The 21,146-nt window shown below is 42.5% G+C and carries 18 protein-coding genes; 16 read left to right on the top strand and 2 right to left on the bottom strand.

What is annotated here, in order from left to right; genetic code table 11:
• Positions 1-16 precede the first annotated feature (16 nt).
• The 9 genes from F566_RS0109970 to F566_RS0109920 all read left to right on the top strand — a co-directional run bounded on the left by F566_RS0109970 (position 17) and on the right by F566_RS0109920 (position 10,195).
• The gene (locus tag F566_RS0109970; RefSeq protein WP_020406845.1) at positions 17-877 is read left to right on the top strand and encodes an STY4526/YPO1902 family pathogenicity island replication protein; all 861 of its coding nucleotides are present in this window, start codon (positions 17-19) and stop codon (positions 875-877) included.
• Between the two features lie 46 nt (positions 878-923).
• Positions 924-1,694 carry a PFL_4669 family integrating conjugative element protein gene (locus F566_RS0109965; RefSeq protein WP_020406844.1) on the top strand — a complete coding sequence of 257 codons (771 nt, stop codon included), beginning with the start codon at positions 924-926 and terminating at the stop codon, positions 1,692-1,694.
• A gap of 594 nt (positions 1,695-2,288) precedes the next feature.
• The gene (locus F566_RS32485) at positions 2,289-2,714 is read left to right on the top strand and encodes a single-stranded DNA-binding protein (protein ID WP_020406842.1); all 426 of its coding nucleotides are present in this window, start codon (positions 2,289-2,291) and stop codon (positions 2,712-2,714) included.
• A 164-nt stretch (positions 2,715-2,878) separates the two neighbouring features.
• The gene (locus F566_RS0109950) at positions 2,879-3,400 is read left to right on the top strand and encodes a hypothetical protein (protein ID WP_020406841.1); all 522 of its coding nucleotides are present in this window, start codon (positions 2,879-2,881) and stop codon (positions 3,398-3,400) included.
• Positions 3,401-3,601: 201 nt separating this feature from the next.
• The gene (locus F566_RS0109945; RefSeq protein ID WP_020406840.1) at positions 3,602-4,213 is read left to right on the top strand and encodes a DUF3577 domain-containing protein; all 612 of its coding nucleotides are present in this window, start codon (positions 3,602-3,604) and stop codon (positions 4,211-4,213) included.
• A gap of 639 nt (positions 4,214-4,852) precedes the next feature.
• A complete protein-coding gene (locus F566_RS0109940; RefSeq protein ID WP_020406839.1) occupies positions 4,853-5,410 on the top strand; it encodes a DUF3275 family protein in 558 nt (185 codons plus the stop codon).
• Between the two features lie 80 nt (positions 5,411-5,490).
• Complete coding sequence (locus F566_RS0109935; protein ID WP_020406838.1) at positions 5,491-6,597, top strand: DUF6094 domain-containing protein; 1,107 nt, start codon at positions 5,491-5,493, stop codon at positions 6,595-6,597.
• A gap of 109 nt (positions 6,598-6,706) precedes the next feature.
• Positions 6,707-7,279 (top strand): hypothetical protein, encoded by a 573-nt coding sequence (locus F566_RS0109930; protein WP_020406837.1) that lies wholly within the window; start codon positions 6,707-6,709, stop codon positions 7,277-7,279.
• Between the two features lie 642 nt (positions 7,280-7,921).
• Positions 7,922-10,195, top strand: coding sequence for a DEAD/DEAH box helicase family protein (locus tag F566_RS0109920; protein WP_020406835.1), 2,274 nt, complete (start codon positions 7,922-7,924; stop codon positions 10,193-10,195).
• 53 nt (positions 10,196-10,248) lie between these two features.
• Here F566_RS0109920 and F566_RS0109915 read toward each other — a convergent pair whose 3' ends face one another.
• Positions 10,249-10,737, bottom strand: a complete 489-nt coding sequence (locus F566_RS0109915; RefSeq protein ID WP_020406834.1) for a hypothetical protein — start codon at positions 10,735-10,737, stop codon at positions 10,249-10,251.
• A gap of 289 nt (positions 10,738-11,026) precedes the next feature.
• Here F566_RS0109915 and F566_RS0109910 point away from each other — a divergent pair, with 289 nt between their 5' ends.
• The 7 genes from F566_RS0109910 to F566_RS0109880 all read left to right on the top strand — a co-directional run bounded on the left by F566_RS0109910 (position 11,027) and on the right by F566_RS0109880 (position 19,852).
• On the top strand, positions 11,027-11,212 hold the full coding sequence (locus F566_RS0109910; RefSeq protein ID WP_020406833.1) for a hypothetical protein: 186 nt from the start codon (positions 11,027-11,029) through the stop codon (positions 11,210-11,212).
• Positions 11,213-12,122: 910 nt separating this feature from the next.
• On the top strand, positions 12,123-12,725 hold the full coding sequence (locus tag F566_RS0109905; protein WP_020406832.1) for a hypothetical protein: 603 nt from the start codon (positions 12,123-12,125) through the stop codon (positions 12,723-12,725).
• Positions 12,726-12,802: 77 nt separating this feature from the next.
• Positions 12,803-14,980 (top strand): TonB-dependent receptor plug domain-containing protein, encoded by a 2,178-nt coding sequence (locus F566_RS0109900; protein ID WP_020406831.1) that lies wholly within the window; start codon positions 12,803-12,805, stop codon positions 14,978-14,980.
• Between the two features lie 17 nt (positions 14,981-14,997).
• Positions 14,998-15,780 (top strand): CPBP family intramembrane glutamic endopeptidase, encoded by a 783-nt coding sequence (locus tag F566_RS0109895; RefSeq protein WP_020406830.1) that lies wholly within the window; start codon positions 14,998-15,000, stop codon positions 15,778-15,780.
• A gap of 20 nt (positions 15,781-15,800) precedes the next feature.
• A complete protein-coding gene (locus F566_RS0109890) occupies positions 15,801-16,655 on the top strand; it encodes a hypothetical protein (protein ID WP_020406829.1) in 855 nt (284 codons plus the stop codon).
• The gene (locus F566_RS0109885) at positions 16,652-18,553 is read left to right on the top strand and encodes an ATP-binding protein (protein ID WP_020406828.1); all 1,902 of its coding nucleotides are present in this window, start codon (positions 16,652-16,654) and stop codon (positions 18,551-18,553) included. The genes F566_RS0109890 and F566_RS0109885 overlap by 4 nt, the downstream gene beginning before the upstream one ends.
• Before the next feature lie 48 nt (positions 18,554-18,601).
• Positions 18,602-19,852: a hypothetical protein gene (locus F566_RS0109880; RefSeq protein ID WP_020406827.1), complete on the top strand. Its 1,251-nt coding sequence runs from the start codon at positions 18,602-18,604 to the stop codon at positions 19,850-19,852.
• A gap of 1,035 nt (positions 19,853-20,887) precedes the next feature.
• Here the strand turns inward: F566_RS0109880 and F566_RS32480 are convergent.
• On the bottom strand, positions 20,888-21,146 hold a 259-nt coding region (locus tag F566_RS32480), incomplete at its 5' end, for an IS3 family transposase (RefSeq protein WP_020406825.1).

Below are 21,146 nucleotides of genomic sequence, written 5' to 3'. Positions count from 1 at the left end.
CTATGGAGAGTGTCTCATGTCAGAGTTTCAAACTACACGCCACATGCCAAAGCATGATGCAGCGTTACATGCAAGTGAAATAAACAAGGTCGCTCTCGATTGCGTGATAAATGCATACATTAACGCTGATATAGATTTACTGAACAAATTTGGTCTCAGTATCGATACGGCTAGAGAGCTAACGTCCCTTACTGTTTGTGAGGCTGCTCAACTTGCCAAGTCTGGAGCAGCTCTATTTGAGCTTAGCTGGAATGATAAAATGGTCCAGCACGTTGTCAGATCTATCAAGCTCAACGGTAAACCGGAATATCTTGAGCTAGTTGACCAATTAATCAAACACCAAGCCCCAAACAGTCTCATCCAATTCTTTTTTGATTTCAATGCTGCAGAGCTTGCAAAGCGACGTGAGCTTTTGGGAATGGGGGTTTGGCGTGGTCGGGATCAGAGACTCACTCTTTCTGAGAGAGAACAGATTAAGTTGGTTTGGCAACAATCTTCGAAGTCAAAAGTCCCTGAGAAGTGCCTGGATCTTGCCATTGAAACAGGTATACCTCTAAGACGCTCCTGGTATCTGATTAAAGAGCTTTTGCTCACGGACAAACTTATTTTGAAGAATGCCCCGATACCCTTGATAGAGGAGTGCTATCAATGGGAGCGATACGAGATCGTGCTTCGAAGGCACCAGTTGGGTTTTAGGTCTCAAGAAGTAAATTCTTGGATTCTGAGCGAGTCTGACCGTGAACGTGTAATTTCAAAGTGGGATTACTACGCAAAGCTACCGACTGTGGCTGAGAGGTTTATTGCTGTGGCAGACGCCACATCATGCAGCTTAAGCCAAATTTGGGAAGCCGTTCGTTTACGTATCGAAGTCAAATAAGAATCAGAAAAGTGTTGCAGGCTGCAACACTTCTAAGGAGTCAATTATGGCCAGTACAACCAAAAAGCCTTTACCAACCCCTAAACATGCCTCAAACCCCGCTTTTTACGATGATATATCGGACATGGAGGATGATGTTACCGAACAACCCAAGTCCAAACCAGGACCTGGAGCCTATCGCACCAAAGGCAAATACACCATTCACACCAAAGCAGCACATAGGTTGTTCTATGGTCGCAAAAAAGCTCCCGGTGTGGAGCCAATCATCGGTTTGGTACAATTCAGCAGCCGTGTTAATGCCATTTGGCAAGCTTCCGAGCTTGATGACCCATACGCTGATAGCAAATTATTAGCAATTGAGGAAGCTCTGGACCATGCACAAAAACTAGTCGAGGCGTCGAAAGAGACACTGGAAGGCCTTCTCGGTTCTGACACAAATATTGAGATCTTTCCTGCTGAAACAATCAGGCCAGAAACTGTAGATGTTGAGTTCAAAACTCCGTATGGCTTCCTTGCACTCAAGTTGCTCTCAACGTTTGATGGGATGGTCCAAAATGCCCTAGCAGCTAGGCATGCGGCAATGATTTTCAACAATGATTGGCAACAACTGGTAACTTTCCCTTCCCGTAAAATACGGCATGCATTTGCGCTATCAGACTTTAGGTTCTCAGGATCATGCCGCAATGATTTTGCCGCCAACAACCAAAGAGCTCGGGATGCAGTTGAAAAGTATGGTCAATTGGATCCGGATATTCTCCAGGGTAAAAGACGGCCTCGAATGGCCCCGGAAGCGAAGCGTATGAATAAGGCAACTTAATGGGAATGCGGCAGAGGGTAGATAGTCAACATGGTAGCTACCAGTAATTCACTACACGATAATCAAGTGATCCTTTTAAAAAGGTTTAAGGGTAAGGGTGGGGATGCGGCAGATCGTGGAAGGTGCCTGCGGCAAGTCCGGAAACAGTTAACCTATCTGGAGGGGTATCGGTTATCTGTTCTGGATGAGATGGAGCGATTGGTAAAATATTATGACCAGATATATTCGCCGCCTCGAATAATTCATTTGAGGCTGCTCTCAAACAAAAACAGCAAAAGTCTGTATTGGAGAATGCCTGGTATTCGCGGAGATCAACCGTTCGTCAGATTGTGGCAATCGGATTCCGGCAAGCAGTATCTCAAGTCGATACCTGTCCACACGCAGAAGATGTTGCAGTCTGTGGAATTGTCGAGGCTTGATCTAAATACAACGTATTCGATAATTTTGAAATCTACATCTAGTCTTCGTAAACATCTTGATGACTTGGAATGCCTACCTGAATAGCAAAGCGATTTAGTTCTTTACTTTCACCAATCCCCCTCTTGAATTCAGTAACCTTCGAGTGTAATCACACAACTGAACCAGGGGGATAATATGCCTGAAATTGTATCAATTGCGCGTGTTGGGACTAAGCCAGAACTTAAACTTGTTGGTGAAGACAGGGACAAGAAAGTAGCTGAATTCCGGGTGAATTTGCTCAATGTTCGAAAGAAAGGGGAGGAGTATATTGATAGATCATACTGGGCCACAGTCCATTGCTGGGGGGCATCTGCAGAAGGGACAGCAAAGCTATTTAGCGTTGGCGACAGAATCGTAGTGATTGGTGCCCATTATCAAGATCGTTGGGAGAAAGATGGTGAGCAGCAAGCAACCATGGTTGTTGACGCAAGGCTCGTTCTACCCTTCACACCAGATCTCCAACAACTGCAGTACAAACCTCGAAAGTCCTCGCAGGAAAGCTCCGCTCCAAGTGATGATGCATCTGCAGATGACAGCAGTTTTGATAACCAGGAATTTTAGTTAGCAGTTATTTGATAAAACTCATCAACCAACAAGCCTTTGCATATTGCATGGGTTTGTTGGTTTTCAAATAGGATAGGGTGGCTTGACAGATCTTCCGAGAAACTATGGCTCCGCAGTCTCAACAACCCTAACAAAATTTTGTCAAAATGGTTTCGAGAATCATGATGAAACTGCAGGACTTTGTCAGAATCCCTAATGGGTATTTATACGAAAATATTGAATTTGGTCAGGTAAAAGGAGTTGTCCTGAAAAGCGATTTACCACATTGGACGTTGAAAATGTTTTCCCAGGACTTAGCAACCGAAGCGAGTAACGAAATCTCACTCCACTTCAACAGAAGAACCTGCATTGAGTTCGTCGGGCTTATTGCAAAGCTTTTTGAAGACTTAATGTTTGAGGAAGAGCAGCTACTGCTACAGGATGCTCAAGAGTTAAGCGATCTGAAAACAAACATCAGTTTTATTGGGATAAATGATCGCATCACGCAATACTCCAGGGTGCTGTCTCGGATTGAAGCACTCAAAGCTTTTCGAATACTTCTCGAGAGTGAGCAATGCGATTTGGCGTTAGGACTGTTGCGAAAAACATTAGCGCAGGCACTGGGGTCTAACAATATGGATCTAATAAACCAATGCGGCAAGGCTATTTCTGATTTGGCCGGCGAGGGCAAAGAACCAGGTTAATTGACGCATGACATTCCGTTTGCTACATTCTAAGTTCAATATAGGTCTCTCACCGATAAGGAGACCCTGCTTCGGCAGTCGGTTAAGCGCTCGTAGCCTATAGCGCTGTTAAAATGGCTGTTTATAACCCACCTGGGGAAACTAATTTCCCAGGATGGGATTGATGTTTCCCCGCTATGCATAGCAACAAGGAGAAACATCATGTCTGATGCTTATGATCTTATCGTTAACGGTGTTGGTACACTTCATCGTCTTCGTTATGTCAAACCAAGCAAAGGTAAACCATACTACGCTGTCACTGTTTGTGCTTTTCACGGGTTGAAAGACTCGAAGCAAACCACATTCATAGACTGCTCTATTGTTGGTGAGCAAGCTGTATACCGGATTGAAGAACTGATTTCATCAGGCGCCTTCACTTTGGGACAAAAACAAGGTCAATATGATATTCCTGGAGGAGTGTTTATTAGCTTCTCAATTGGAGATCTTAGATCTGATATGTTCTACCGGAATGTGGATGGTAAGCAGGAACCAGTCCCAACGATTAAAGGTAGAATACTTAAAATCCGAACTGCCAAAATTCGGTTCACTAAGGATTCAGATCCAGTGGACTTTCATTTTGGTGATTCGAACACTGAAGAAGCACCTCCGGTTGAAGAAGCTTTACCGGTACCGGAGGTTCATGAAGAAACATTAGAGGATCGTGTAGTTAGACTTGATAAGTCTGATCCAAACTGTTTCATGCATGCTTCTCAGCTAGTTAACGAAGGTTACACTTATGATGAGAGCGTTGATGGCTTCATCAAAGTGGCCTGATTTAGATTAAGGAGAGGCTTGCCTCTCCTCATTTCACTGTCCGTCCTTGTGACGTGGCTAGGTGGTCGTGGGTTGTGAAATACCACCCTCTGCAACCCGAGAACGGAAAAAGAGTGGCCCTGCAACAGTCTCTCTACTGTCCTGTTCTGAGTCTTCACTGCGGGGCTCTATTAAGCCGATTGAAAAGTCGCTTTAATAGAGCCCCGCAGTGCTCTTACGATGTGTCTTCGTCGGCTCCGTGGCCGGTTCATAAATTCACGCGGCCTTTTGTATTCTGGTTTCCAGGATGCACTAGGTGTGATGGCCAACAGCTCTCGTGTGGCCATATTGGTTGATGCAGAATACGCACGCTGCTTAAACCTGATTAGAGCGTTACTGTCTAACTACTGCGGTTTCTTGTATCTAAAACGGTTGTTTCGACAACCGTTTTACTCTATCCAATTTCAATTATATCCCAAACAGCCATCTACCCAATGTCCTCCTTGAGGAGTTATTGGATAGATGGTTCTGTATCGATCGTCCTGATCGACCAGAGAGCTGCTCGTGGCTGAAAAGCAGCATTTAAGCCGTACCCGCTTGGGGAGACCAAGTGGGCTCCCCAAATCACATGAGACAAAATCTTCTGGTTAGGGGAGTTATATGATCACGTTACAAGGCGATCTTGTAGTAGAAAAACGCTCTGGTAGAAATGGCGATTTTAATGTGGCAAAAATTCATACCAGCATTGGTAAGTTTTCTGTCAGATATTCGTTGTTAGACCAGTTTGAACAGGGAAAATATGAAGGGGAGTTTGACGTATCTCAAATACGTGCGGCGTCCTTTCAACTTGGTAATACCGGAAAAATTCTGATTGAAGCTGTTGCCCAGATTGATGCTATTAGAATCACTGGAGCTGAGCTCGGTCATGAAGAACTTCCGGATCCCGTCATCGATCCTGGAACAGACCAGGCATGCGATGTTCAAAATGCGAAATCGGAGAAGAAAGTTGCTACAAAAAGAAAGGCGGCTACTTCTTCAAGAGATTCTTATGCAGATCCTGCTGGTGAATCACTTTTTGGCCATCTCTGGCCACTTGGAAGTGTTGTTAAGCTCGATTCAACTGTTGATAGAAATACCCTGCGTGCTCAGATTAAGTATTTACAAGATAACGGTTGGTCAATTGACCTAAAAGAACAGGTTTTCCGGAAACAACGCTGAGATTAAGTTTTTACAAAACCCATCATGGGGAGTACCCATGTGGGTGCTTCCTATTGATTTATTGATGATTAGGAGGCTTTATGGCTTTAATGCATCCCCGAGTAGTTCATAACTATATCAAAAATGGATTCTACCCAACTGATGACGAATCCCTTTTAAGACTTGGAAGAATGGTTAATAGCCGTTCAGAAGGGTCTGTACATCTGTTAGATCCATGTTGTGGTGAGGGTGTTGCTCTTCAACACCTAACCGGTGTTCTTGAACGAGATGGCCGGAAAGTGGAATCGTATGGTATTGAAATTGATGAAGAGCGTGCTTGGCAGGCAAAAACGAGAGTTAGCGTTTGTCTTCACGCAGATCTTCAAGATACTTTGGTTTCACCGCGCTCATTTTCGCTTCTTTTTTTGAATCCGCCTTATGGAGATCGCACCAGTGATCACCATAACAAAGATATTCGAAAAAACGAGGCATCAAGATTGGAGGAGTACTTTCTTAACCGATGTCAATCGCTATTGATGTATGGCGGTGTTTTGATTTATGTAGTTCCGCATTATTCTCTCAAGAGTAAAACTATCTGTAACTTAATTGCGAAATCGTACCAGAAGGTAGGTATTTTCAGGCTACCTGAACAGCAATTCAAACAAGTTGTTGTTGTTGGATACCGCTCTAGACCTGGCACGATTTGTAAAGAAGTTCAGAAGCAACTCCTGAAAGTTGGGGAGAACATTGTTAATGCTGATGAGCTGCCGGAGCAACCTGAGTATTTCTATGAAGTCCCAACGGTTACCAGCAACTCGAAGAAGTTTATGAAATTGACTCTCGATCAACACCAACTTATCGAGCAAATAGACGCCCATAAGGGATTGTGGCGGCAGTTTGACATGCTCTATAGGCCAGTAGTGAAGTCTGAATTTCGACCTTTGTGCCGGCTATCTAAATGGCATTTAGCCATTAGCTTGGCAGCTGGAGAAATTAACGGTCTAGTTTGTAAGTCAACCGGTGAAAAATTGTTGATCAAAGGCGATACATTTAAAGTTTCCAAAGAAAGAGTCACGTCTTCTGTAGACGAAGAAACTGGAAAGCAAACTACTACCCGTGTCCTAACAGATCAGTTCGTTCCTGTAATTAGGGCTATAGACCTGACCGAGAACTCGGATACTTATGGTGAAATTCTAACTATTAAGTAAACGTTGAATTCAAACTTCTAACTGGCTCGTATCAACGACCAGTGTCTTTTACCTGTAGAGGTCATTAGCTGCCTCTGCAGCAATGCCCTCTGATTTTTTGGAGGCGGCAATGATTTTCAAAATCTTAGAACAAGATGATATTTTTATTGACTCTATACTCACCTGGAATAGCGGCCTAGTGTTTCTATCCGCGTGGGGCAGAGAAACATCGCTACTCGAATTTATCGCAAGGATGCAGGCAAGCGATCATGAGACTGGAATTGATAAAATTACCCTCGTGAATCCCCCAGCAGGCGCAAACCGTACTGCATATGTTCCCAGTGCTAAGATGCTTGAAAAGCACACCAGTAAAATTGTCAGTCCAATTTTTGGTGATTTAGTACATGCCTTTGTTGTTGATAAGCGGACTTCTGGGTTTGATGTGGCAACACGAGTCGCTTTGCACTTACATCTTGGAAATCCTGATATTTGGGGAATGTTGAAGAAGTATGTCCATGTTCCTTTATTGGATGAATGGAAGGATGAGCTTATAGAGCGATTTTTGGACTCTGGTCTGCTCGAATTCCTGGAAGACGGTATTGGAGTGAACGGAATATGCTTTAAGCTTGATGAGAACGTTGTGGAAGATGTCGTAACTACATTCTTGAAAGCAGGTAGAGCGTTTAACCGCCTTTCTGCATGAACATATACTCGTTAGGGTGAATAGGGGGCTTCGGCCTCCTTTACTTCGAGACAAAAAAAGAGCAAATAACCTCAAACTATTTGCTCTGAATGGCCCTGCCGCCTATAAATCATTAATGATATATATAAATCAAATATGATTTATTTTCAAGCCAATTGCTGAATTATTTAGTTGATTTAATTAAGCTTTGCCAAAAACGGTAAAAGCGCGAATGCTAAAGGCAAATCAACTTCATCATCGTAGGGTTTTCTTTGCCCATATTTTACGTGTCAAAGACCAGCTTGGTGGGTGGGCAGTACTATATGAAAGGCTCTATGGTAGAGAGGGCTCGCGCAAAGAAATACAAAAGTTGCAAAACCGGTTTTATCCTGAGCGATCTAATCCAAACTTAGATTTTATAGCTTTTTGCTTAGATTCATTGCCTGAACTTGCTAATTTGAAGGCTGCAGACCTATTTGGTGTGGGGCCTAGTAAGTAGTCTTCCTGAAATCTCACAATCGCTTTTATAGCGATAGAGGTTCTACGCTCGCGGATCCATAAGCGTAGGCTGGTAAATATTACCAGTGGATCCTTCACACAACCCGCCAGGGAAACTCCCTGGTGGAGTCTCCTTTGGTGCAAATGATTTACAAGGAGACTCTTATGACCAACGAAATCTCTCTCGCTGATTTTATCAGTGACTGGGGCAGTGAACTACTTGACCAAGTGGAGCGTAGTTGCCCGCCTCTATATTCCCAGCCCAACCCGATTTGGGACATACTCCTTGAAGACCTACATAGAACCCCCTTCGAGGCTCAAAAATCAGCCATTCATGCTATGTGTACTCTCTTGTTTGAGCAGAACGAGAGAACAGCAATCCTGAATGGCAAGATGGGAACCGGGAAAACGTTCATGTCATTAGCTGTTAGCTACATCGCCAACAGCTTTGGATATCAACGATTTCTAGTTTTATGTCCACCCCATCTTGTATACAAGTGGGCCAGAGAGGTGAGGGAAACTGTACCTGGTGCAGATGTTATCGTTCTGAATGGTCCAGCGACGCTGTCGACACTGGTCAAGATGAGGTCTGAGGGCTTCAAGCGTGATAAACCATGCTACTACATCCTCGGCCGCGTGAGGATGAGAATGGGATATCACTGGAAGCCAGCTGCAGCTGCAAGGAAAATTCATTCCCTGGAATCAATGGAGAATAACAATGAGAAGGGAAGGACATTCTTATACTCCACAACGGTTGCAGCGTGTCCCAAGTGCTTCGCCCCAATCACGAATGAAGATGGAGAACCCCTAACACAAGAGGAGTTTGAGTCTCTCTCTGCTAAGAGTCGATTGTTCTGTTCCAACAAGGAAAATGATGATCGTGTCTGTAATGAGCCTCTTTGGACGCTATACAATCCAAAAAAGCCTAAAGACTATGATGAGCAGGTGAGTCGATTTCTGTGCAAGCTTCCCACCATTGGACCAAAAACTGCGGAAGCACTTTGTGGAACATTTGGTGCAGAGTCGATAGGAAGTACCTTGGCAGACAATGTGTATGATCTTGTCAATCTGATGGATGAAACCGGGGATTTCGTATTCTCAGACCGGCAATCTGGTCGAATAGAGAAAGCTCTTGGTAGGTTGGAATTCTCACTTTCTGAGAGTTGTTACCAGGCCAGTGAATTCATCAAAAGATATTTCCCAAGAAACTTTTTTGACTTGGCTATAGTTGATGAAGCTCATGAATACTCAGCCCCTAGCAGTGCTCAGGGTCAAGCCATGGCTGTTATCGCATCTCAAGTGCAAAAAGTTCTACTTTGTACTGGAACATTGATAAAAGGGTATGCAAATGACCTATTTTATCTGCTGTGGCGGTCCATGGGAGGGAAACTCAGATCTGATGGTTATATAGCAAATGCCTCTGGTAGTGTTGCAGGTGCTGAAATGTCGTTCATGAGGTCTCACGGGGTTTTAAAGGAGGTATTTAAAGAAACTCTTGAAGGGAGTCATAAAACGGCAAGGGGGAATAAAACCTCTGTCTCTGTTAGCCGAGCTCCGGGGATATCGCCAAGCTGTATTACCAGGTACCTGCTGCCTAATACAGTTTTTGTGAAGCTAGGTGATATCTCGGACAATCTACCTCCTTATACGGAAGAGTATCTCGAAGTTGAGATGACTGATGACATGTCTGAATGCTATGAAAACTTAAGCAATCGTTTGACACTGGAAATGCGCAAAGCACTGGCAAGAGGTGATACAAGTTTGCTAGGTGTTGTAATAAATTGCTTATTGGCATGGCCAGAGACATGCTTCCGTCCTGAGGTAGTGAAGCGTCCAGGGTCCAGGGATACTATCGCGTTTGTCCCGGCAATAGCGGATGAAGCTCCTACTCCTAAGGAGCAGAAACTACTCTCGTTATGTAAAAGGGCTAAAGCAGATGGGATAAAGACTTTGGTGTATACGATCTATACTGGAAAAAGAGACACTATGGCTCGACTTAAAAAACTGTTGGAAGCAGAAGGCCTTAGGTTTGCTGTTCTAAGGTCGACTGTTCCGGCAGATCGTCGAGAAGAGTGGATTGATAACCAGTTGGATCTGGGGGTTGATGGAGTGATATGTAACCCCGCTTGTGTTGAAACTGGACTGGATTTGCTTGCGTTTAATCAGCTCATATTTATGCAAACGGGCATCAAACCAACGATTGTGGAGCAGTCATCCAAACGTAGCTGGAGAATTGGGCAAAAATACCCTGTTAGCGTAAAGTTTTTAGGCTACCGGGGAACGGCTCAAATTGAGTGCATGGCCCTCTTGGGGCAAAAAATTCAAGTGTCGCAGAGTGCTTCTGGCGAAGTTCCGGACTGTGGCCTGGATGCATTAAACCCTGGTGAAGGTAGTGTGGAAGTTGCCTTAGCCAAACAGCTGTTAAGTCATGCTGCATGAGTTAAAGCGCCCAAGATATGGGCGCTTCATTTTCAGCTTAGGAGTGTCAGTTGTTAAAATAAAACAGAGTGTGGATTGGTTTGAAATTCTTCACTAAGCCAATCATTGGCCAGTTCATTCAGCAGAATTAGTTCATGCCCAGGCCTAGAGAGTGCTGCTGAAATCTCATCCTGGTATTTGGCATACGCTTTGTCTCTGCAGCTTCCTGTGTTTTGAGAAATTGCTTGGCTATTATACTGGGTCGCCATAGAGCCATAGCATTTTGAGAGCTCGATAAAGCCAGCTCTATACGACAATGACGATAGGCCCGACAATACAAATGAGAGGCGTTTGTATACTTCAGCTTGATTCTGAATTCCCCCAGCTACGCCAATAGCCGTCAGAGTTTTGTACAGGTTGGCATCGATAAGTTTCAATATCGCTATCTTCTCTTCTGCTTTGTAGCTGAGTATTTCTGGCGTAGCCGGATTATCTGAGCCATATACTGTTCCGGGAACCAGTAGATATAGCACAACAAGAATACGGATTATGGTCTGAGTCATGAGATTGAGTCCTTTGGTCGATTTACTAGCGACATCCTATTGCATAGGGCATCTCAATTGCGTTCAGTAAAGTTTTTGCCGGTCTTCCATTAGATAGACTGACTCAGCTAGTTGCCTGTATTATTGAAATAATTACCAGTCTTTGTTGCCTATGATGGGCGAAAGGAAAGCATCCGTAGACCTGAAATGATGCACGATTCTAAATAAGAATTGGGTCTGACTACATTTTCACCCCATTGGGAAGCTTCTCCTAATGGGGAGCTTCTTCTGGGGACAAAAGGAGAAGCGTATGGTAAATGTACTTGATTTGAAGTGGTTAAAAACCTGTCACACTCAATTAAGAGAAATGGCAGAGGATCCAGACATGGCTGTCTTGATAGTTGATGTTCTTAACGAGGATCGCGAACTTAGGGAAGAGCTATCGCATATTTATGTTAGAGCGTTACGAACCGTTGAAGCATCACGTAAGAAATGATTCCAACATTTTGTGGATTAACTTCTCTTCAGGAGTTGAGTCGGGTTGGTTGGCCAATTGCTCGCGAACAAAGGAATTGAGCTGAGTTTTTGTCCGTAAATGGGAAACCGAACATTGAGTCAACTGACTTAGTTGGTTCAACTCCCTTGAACTAAGCCTAATTCTATCTCCTGATATCAACATAGTCTTGAGTCTCCATACCTGCATTGCTGCTTTGAAGCGGCTGTGTGGGTATTTTTTTAACTTGTCATCACCGCATTTTGTCTAATCTGTATATTACTCGCAATCAATCATAGAGTCATGGCGAGAACTACAGTGAATGGAAGTGCCCAAATTCCTGGGCGCTTCATTTAATAGGGTGCAGAACAAATGACTACCATCTATTTGTTCTTGCTTTGTGGCCCTGCATGCCAACTCTGTTTTCAATCCTCTCGCAAGGATTGCTTTAAAAACTGGTTAGAACGATGTCGTGAAACGCCCCTGATTGTCTGATGGGGTCCGTTATTGGCAGCGTTATATCAACTAATATTGCGGAAACTATAGTTTTTCATTTCGAGTGTCAATTAAATGTGACGTAAATCCCAAAAAAAAATTTAGGATAACTAAAATTGACCTACTGTTCTGACACAGATTACTCTCTCTCACTATCTGTATGTGCCTGAGATTTCTTGCTACAAAAGGCTTTGGCTTCCTTGTTAGGATAGCGTTCTACGAGGAATCAGGATTCTTTGGTATAAATTGACTAGATAGATACCGCAATATTTATTAAACTTCGGCAGAAATTTGGTTTTTCTTTGCACAGAATTGCTGTAGGTTGGCCGTGTTGCCGGCTATTGTCATTGAAATGGCATTAATTACAAATACGGAAGGAGAGTTCCTCCGGAAGCTGAAGCTGAAGGAGGGTCGCTGAATGGGTACTAACACAATAACCAACATTAACATTGAAGCTTTTGGAACACCTGGCGAGCGACTCAATCACATACTTGACCAGATAGGTTTCAAGCAGGGGAGGGGGCGTGTCACAGAGTTTCATTCTTTTCTCTCTGAAACATCTCCTGAAGCCTTCTCGGACTTAAAGTACACAACGGTGAGATCTTGGTTCGGAGATCATGCCCCACCAATGCGGAAAATTAACGCTGCCATTCAGTCTCTACAGACAGAATTTAAGTTCAACCACAATATTTCCCAAATTAAAACTTGGTGGAAGGTGGGTGGGTTTTATCCATTTTCAGTGGAGCACGATGAATCGACACCAAGCGTTAGTGAACTGCAGCAGTCTTCAAAGGAAAACGAAGAAAAACTCATTTTTATTGTAATGTCTCTAATAACAGAGGAAACTGGCACCCACTTTCACTCCTTACCTGGAAGTGAATTGGTAAAAATAAAAGACAAAGCTATAGAATTCGCTAAAGATTTTTCTGACCCGTTTAAAACCAATTGCCCTGAGAGATATATTCGGATGGCAATAAAAGAAGAGCTGTCTTCAATTTTGAATAAAAGTAAAAAATGCTAACGAATCAATAGAGTTAGCGTTCGTAATGCCCTTTTGATCTGTTCATGATTTAAAGGGATCTAGGAGTAGGTATTGTAATGGATGTACGCTTTAGAAGTCTTAGTATTATTCTCAAATCTATTTTTCCTCTATTTCTATTCTTCGATGCAGCCTCTGCAGCCGACAGCGTGGACGTTTGGAGTGGCCAGGGGCACGATGATCAGGGAAACCTAATTTTTCTAACGCCAACCAGAATGGGACAGCTCATAGAAGACATTCCTGGGACTGTTACCGTGATCACACGAGATGATGTCAAAGTACGAGGAATAGAGAACATCCCCGAAGCTCTACGGTTGGTTCCTGGAATGTCTGTGTTAGAGATTACTGCCAACTCTCAGCTTACTGGTCATGACTATAGGGTAGGCTATCACGGAGGATCCGCCTTACTTCCAAGAAGGCTGCAGGTTCAGATCGATTCGATGTCGGTATACTTGGGCGCACTCTCCAAAATAGACTGGTCACAGCTACCGGTAACAATTGACGATATAGAACGTATAGAGGTACTCAGAAATCCCTCAGCTGCATCATATGGTGCCAATGCCTTTCAGGCCACGATTAACATCATCACACGGCACTCTATCGATGTACCAAATAACGAGCTAAACGCTAATGTTAGCAAGCGTGGCGAAGCCCTCTATTATAAAGGAGCATTCAGCTTCGGTGATTCGAGCCTTAGCTTCGGTGCTTCAACAACAAGGGACGATGGATACGATGACCTTGAGGTATCAAACCCAGATAGGGATACTGCAACAGGAAGCAGAGACGATGCTAAGGTAGACAGATTCCTTGCAAGATATGATGGTTACATTGACCAAAATACTGAACTTATGTTGCAGGCAGGGTATGTGGAAGCTGACTATCAAACAGAGTTCGTTTTTGACGGACAAGTAGAGGATGTTTATCCAGACATTGCAAATAACGATGCATTCGTAAATGGCCATTTAAAGGTTATTCATTCAAATCGATCTGAGACTAGCTTAAAGGCATATTTTAAGCGAAGCGAGCTTGAGCAAGATTTTCGGGCCTGTATTCCTGCAATATTGTCGTTACAAGAGTCCTTCGATTTAAATGCTTCAAACCCGTACTACTTTGAGACCCTATTAAATGGTGGGATGCCAACAGGAGGGAGTGAGCGGGATGATGTTTTACTAATGGCATTACTAACAAAAATAGCAAGCTTGGGTCCAACCGTATCCCAATCTGTGTGTGCGACCACGAATCAGGATTATGTGGACAAGCGCACACATCTATCCACGGAGCACTACCGTTTTCTATCGAACAACTTACGGTTGTTCTCGGGATTCTCTTATGACCAAATTGACGGATATAGTAGAAGCTATTTTAACGGGACTGAGCGGACTGAAACTTACAGTATTTTTGGCAATCTGGAGTGGAAACCGACTGAAGACTTTACCTATAACGTTGGTATGATGGCTGAAAGTCCCAAGAACATTGGGAAGACATTAATTAGCCCTAGAGTTTCCGTCAATTGGCATCAATCTAAGTCACTGACTTATAGGATCGTCTACAACACAAGTTACCGGTCTCCTGATTTATTGGAGACTAATCGATTCTGGAACTATCAATTAACGAACATCCAACCCAGGCTTGGCGGAAGTTCAAAGGGAATATTTACCTATACTGCCTTCAGCGAAGATTTTGATCTAGAAGCAGAGAAAGTCGAAGCAGTTGAGCTTGGTGCGCTTTATCGTACTTGGGAACACCGGTTAGTTTTTAATGGACGAGTGTTCTATGAAAATCTGTCGAACCTCATATCTGAAGAGCCGGCTTTTGAAATATATCACCTTACCAATAATGGCAATGGCCATATTAAAGGAGTTGAAATCGATGGAGTATTCAGTGTTACACCGATGCTAGTACTGAACTTTGGTTATAGTTACCAAGATCATGATTTTAGCTCACAAAACGAAAATGGACTAAATGCCACTCATAGTGGCAATGCAGCAATAATTTATAAGATGAAGAATGAAAGTGTATCCTTTGGCTATATTGGAAACAGTAAAATGTCCGGGGGATCACTTGATATTTGGAACTTAACGTATCTAAAGAAGTTTGATTTTTCGAAAAATTCACACATAACTGTAAGCAGCTCCATTGAATATCAGCCAAGTGACGTTGAATACTTGTATGAGTTTGAGCGTTACTCATATTCTGATGAATACAATATACGCATTGGAGCTTCAATAGTCTTTTAGAAGGATGTAAAGTGACTATGAACTATAAGGTTTCTTCATCATTAGGCTTAATGGCTTTAAGTGGTATCCTTGTATTGATAGGGGCAATCCCATTAAGCAATTCCGTACTAGTATGTGGATTTGGGCTACTGATAATCTGCTATTACCTTGCTTGGCAAGAAAAGCCCTTGATTAAACATTTAGCATGGATATTCACTATTCTTTTAGGTTTTTTTACTGCAACTTATCGCCCTAGTGATTTTAGTTATCCTCTAGTGTGGGATTTCACTGGCTCCGGCATTGAATTTCAACTACATATTAATACTGCCAAGACCATATGCGGTTATTTGATCTTAATTTGGTTTCTGCAAAGTGCGAGTAAATTCAGGCTTTCCTTGCATTCCGCCTTCACATTGTCTGTGTGCTCTGCAGTACTTGTAATACTATCCTTAGCCGCTATAAATGGGGTGGCATTCTTACCAAAGCTTCCTGGCGGAATAATACTTTTTGCAATAGTGAATCTTTTTACCACTGTAGTTGCTGAGGAGGCTTTTTTTAGACTATTGATTCAAAAGAAAGTTTCTGAGCTATTTCAACGCGAAATGACTGGCACAGTGGTTTCGATACTAGTGGCTAGTACAATATTTGCATTTGCGCACGTACCGAAGCCGTCACTTGCATTTCTAACATTTTTCATAGCAGGGGCTGTGTACGCAACGGTCTATCGGGTGACTAATAGGTTTAGTATGGCCTTAGTTTGCCACTTCACAGTAAATATTATTCACTTTAGTCTATTTGAGTATCCATTGGTTATACGTTAGTTACTACTATAGAGTAATTTATGTCTGTACTCTCTATAACCAAATGCATAATAATTTCGATACTCACTGCTTCGATAAGTTTTTCGACGTGTGCAGAAATTGGAATATACGCTAATGCAGATGACAGGAACAGCGAGATATATTCAAATTTGAACAGGCTGGTAGCTGAGCATGGCGATACCAAGGAAGATATTGTTATAGTCCTGGGTATTCAGGCCCTCTCAAATCTACTAAGTGAAAAAATACACCATGCTGATACTCACTTTATCGTTTTGCTACTAACAAAGCGAGAGTTTGATAAATTTCAGAAAGGCAATAAATTTAAAAGCAATATCACTGCAATTTATTCTGAGCCAGCTATAGAGGCCCAGGTTTTTCTTGGAAAGACGCTTTTTGGTGTTGATGCAAAAATAAAAATTCCTACCTTCGATGAGCTAGATAATAGCCTCTATCATGAAGAAATTCGTCAGTACCTTATGCCTGTGAAAAAACCAAAAAGTTGGTTACGCAACATAGGGAATACAGATGTTGTGATTGCTACTCCAGATGACGATATTTTTAGCCAGTCGAATATAGTTCCGATTGCTCTATCCTTATATAGAAGGCGAATTGGGTTAATTGGCTACTCTGAAAAAATGATAGATGTCGGTGCAATTGCGAGTTTATACGTTACTCGTGATGATCTCTTTGATAGTCTATTTGAAGTGATTAAATATACTGAGAAATACAGTAAGCTACCAAAACCTACACACTCCAAAAAGTATAGAGTGGCAATAAATAAGGTGTTGGCCAAGACCCTAGGCCTTCATTCAATTGATGTTAAATTTATAGAGGAAACTATAAATAATTACCTTCGCGTCGGAGAGGAAACATGAAGATTTCGTCTCTGCGGGTAAAGTTCTTCATCTTTGTTTCGGTTTCGATTGCCGTGATTAGTATTCCTTTGGTTTACATCGATTACTATCAAAGGGACAAGATGCTTACAGAACACTTTAGTCAGAATCGTAAGGCGATGATTGAATATCTATCCTATGACGCAAGAGAAAGCCTTGAAACGGGCTTGTATGGGATATTCAAAGAAAAAGCGAAAAATCTTTCTAAGAGGTTCTATATAAACTCTGTGGAGCTAAGGGATTCCACTAATCGGTCAATTATTGTATTGCCTGATAACCCTAAGTATACCGGTATTGTCGAGACCCTCGATATATTCGCATCTTCAGAATCCTCGCTGCTTGATATTGAAATCAATAGTCGTACCTCCAGTGACCCAAGAAAGGTTGGGACATTAGTCGTTTTCTACGATCAGTCTATCTATGATAGGCAGGCGCATGAGTTACTAATGAATACATTTTTATTAGTTGTATTCATTATAATTATCGGTTTTGCATGTGTTTATGTATCAGAGAAATTTATTTCTTTTCCGATCTATGCAATTTCAAAAGCGATCAGGGAAATTCAGAGTGGTAACTATAAGTATAGGATTGGGCTAAGTAGAAATGATGAACTTGGGGGCTTAATTGAATTGGTGAATCATACTGGCTCTGTTCTGGAGAAGTATGATGATGATAGAGAAAAAGTATATGAGCTAAAGCACAATATTTTGCAGATCGCAGCGCATGAGCTTAGATCTCCACTGGGTAGTTTGAAGACATGTTTAGACATTGCAATACATCATAATAGCGAAGGTCGTCATAAGAATACCCTGTCCATCCTAAAGCGGTGCTTTTCGGATATCGAAGCTTTGGATCGGCATATTACCTCAATATTGTGCCTATCAGCATTGGAGAGTAATTCACTGACTAGGAACGATGACTGGGTAGCTGTTGGGTCGATTTTCTCAGAGCTAGAAAAGCAGTTCATTGTCAAATGCAACTCAAAGCCAGGTGTTACTTGGTCGTGTAATTCGATAGGGAGTGTCGATGGAATGGCATTTTTGGATTTGGACCTGGTATCCATTATCGTTTCGAATGCAATAGACAATGCGGTTAAGTACACAAAAATTGGCTTTGTTCAGGTTTCCTATGGGGTTAATGATGGCGAGCTCTTTATTTCTGTGCATGATAGCGGTGAGGGAATTTCTGAAGAAGAATTAAACGAACTAACTGATCGACCAGACCAATTGCAAAATACAATTAGGCGTAAGCGAGATGGATGGGGAATCGGCTTGGCTACCATGTATCGGTTCGCAAATTTCCTCGGTGGGCAAATTGATATCGAGAGCAAGAAGGAATTTGGTACTAAAGTGAAAATTCGTATACCCATCGAGTATCGAAAATATGAGGTACCTGTCGATAGTTTTGTTAGCTGTAGTGAGCCTGAGGAACATCCTAAGCCGAAATCAGTTTACTCAGGGCATTCCACAACCATTGGTGCAGACGGGGTCAGGGTTCTGGTTGTAGATAATGATCCACAACACCTTCTACAAATGCAGGAGTTATTATCGCCTGAGTTTCTTAGAAGAGACGATGTTGAGGTTACTTGTTGCTCGGTTTCTTCTGACGCGATTGGATATGTTGAAGAGTGTAATTTTGATCTACTGTTTATTGACTATCATATGCCTGATATTGATGGTTTACAGTTTCTACGGTTTATAAATACCTACGATAATCAATGTAAGCATTCTTATAAGATTATTCTGACGGCTGATGCAAATATTCCGGACACGATTAAGAGTGAAATTATGACCTTGGGTGACAGAATTATCAGTAAAGGAATAACAAGAATTGAAGTTAGGGAAATCATTAGATCGATTACTCTAAAGTCTGTTGGTTGAACCTGGTTTCAATATATAAAGAACATAATTATCAACAGGGAATTTTTTATGAAATCAAAGGTATTTTCTGCAGTGGTTGCTGCATTTCTATTTTATGCATCTTCAGCTATCGCAGACTATAATGTCGGATTATTTACTAGGGATATTTCGCCCTCTGTATTTGAAGGATTAACGAGCTGTATGGGCGGGTTTGGAGGTCCCTATTCGAGGTGCGGTAATACCAAGGTGCATGATCCACTATCAGTCCGATCTCTTTACATCGCTGATTCTGATTCAGAGATTGTTATCATTAGCATCGATTCAGTGGGTTTGGGTGACCAATTTACTGCGGACATAAGAGAAAGTACGGCTTTATGGCTAGATATTTCACCTCAACAGGTTTTTATCTCTGCAACTCACACTCATAGCGGACCAGACCTTCAAGGGCTTTGGGGGGGCGTCAATGAGTTTTATAAAGCTCGAATTGCCTTTAATGCAGTATATGCTTCGATTGAAGCCAAATACTTGTCTGAACCTTCTGAACTTTTTGCGTTAGAAACTCAGGCAAATGTAGTCAATCGCCGTGGCCTTGAAGATGTCGATAGCACTGTAACAACTCTGCTTTTCAATAATTTGCGCACTGGAAAGCCGAACGCAGTACTCGTAAATATGAGTGCCCACCCAACGATAATTGGTGAGGGAAATCGAGAATTCAGCAGTGATTATGTTGGCTATTTGCGGAGAAGGTTGGAGACCAATCTTGGTGGTAATGCGATTTTTGTCAACGGGATACTGGGAGATGCTGCGCCACGCGACCCATCCAACAATAGTAGTGTTGAGTCATTTGAGGCGGCTGAACTTTTTGGTAATCAAGTTGCGGATAGAATTTTGGATAGGATCCTGGATGCTACGCCAGTAAGAGGTGATTTATCTATCTCCGGGAGGCAATTCAGCCATCAAGTCACGAACTCTGGGCTTCTCGAATTGGTTGATGCTGGATTACTTGATGTAAAGCTTGATAGCTCCCAAATGATTCATGCACCAATTTCGCTGCTTACTTTTGGCGATAAAGTATCGGCTATTACTGTTCCTGGGGAGCTTCTAACGACGATTGGACGTAGGTATCAGAATGCAATGAAGTCAGACTACAAACTTGTACTTGGCCTTACAAATGGATCCTATGGTTATTTTATACCGTCGAATGAGTTTGGGACTGTTCCTGGGCGTGTGACAGAAGAAAGAGCGAGTATTGATATTCTAGCCGGTGATAATTTGGAGCTGATTACACTGGATTTAATAGATACTGATGAACCCTATTAAGATTAACTAACTTTGCCATCATAAAAAATGCTCTCCATAGGAGAGCATTTTGGGTCCAGTAAAAGTCAGCATATTGGACGAAGAAATTAAGGGTTACTAGCCTTATGTTTTGAATTGCGCCTTCTTTTATGAGTAGGCCCATTCCACCACAATCCTGTAATCACAATGAGACCAATGAGTGCCAATATTGTATACAGGTGCCAATTCACCATTTCATCACCTCTATTAAGTATCTCGCTTCTTCAGCAAAGACACTACCCAAAAAATTATGCCAACTATACCAAGTACAAAGGCGTCTCTACTTGACACTTTATCGGTGACGATAATAGCTCCGACTAGGGAGGTTATTATCATCGATACTGCGATTTTCCGCGTATCTTCACGCAACGCACTTGTATCAATTAGAAAACGGCTTCTGACTTCAACCAAAAAGTTAATTAGCCAGCGTACCATGATAGCTCCTGTTAAAAACGTAGAGCTATCCCCCTGTAGGTGGTAGCCCTACAGGGTTGGTAAAAGGTCTTGCTGAATCGCAGCAAGCACGTTGTCGTTTTAACCTAACGACCAGGTATAACAATATTTATTTTATGCGCCACTACTGGACATTACAAACTCAATCAAAGAGAGGGTCGGCAACGATTCCTTAGTTAATCAGCCACAAAGACCTTTACGACGCATCAAAAGCTCCATATGTTGGGAGGTAATAAAGGGGTGGACCAATCACCCCAGGGATAGAGTCTTTATATCTCTCCTACACCATAGGGGTTGAACCTATGGATATGATCAGTATTATGGAATCGTAAAGAGCGATCCGTAGCTGAAATCGGAGCCAGTCCACCCCCTGGGGATACGTCCCCAATCAGGGGGATGTATCTCGAATTTGAGCATAAAGGAGAGATACGATGGGCAAATATAATCTTATAATGCAAGTACTAAGAATCGTGGTTTTTGAACTGGTTAGTGTTAGATATTCTGGCTGTAATGTAGTTACAGGTAAAAGCCGTTGACGTGGTCAACTGATTTGTGACAACCCAGTTAAGCAACTTCTCGTAATTCTTTCCAGGCCGTTTCATATTGATTCGGGCTTTGGTAATCCAAATATGAATGTAGCCGAAAGCTGTTGTAGAACATCGTGATGTAATGCAACACATCTTGCTGTGCTTCTCGTCGAGTCTGGTAGTGGTGCCATTGAATCCGTTCTTGCTTCAGGCTACCGAAGAAGCTCTCCACTACCGCGTTATCCCAGCAGTTCCCCTTTCGACTCATGCTGCCAACAAAGCCATGGGCTTTTATC

Origin of the sequence: Hahella ganghwensis DSM 17046 (assembly GCF_000376785.1) — a bacterium.
GTDB lineage: Bacteria > Pseudomonadota > Gammaproteobacteria > Pseudomonadales > Oleiphilaceae > Hahella > Hahella ganghwensis.
This window is presented reverse-complemented; position numbering and strand designations above follow the sequence as displayed.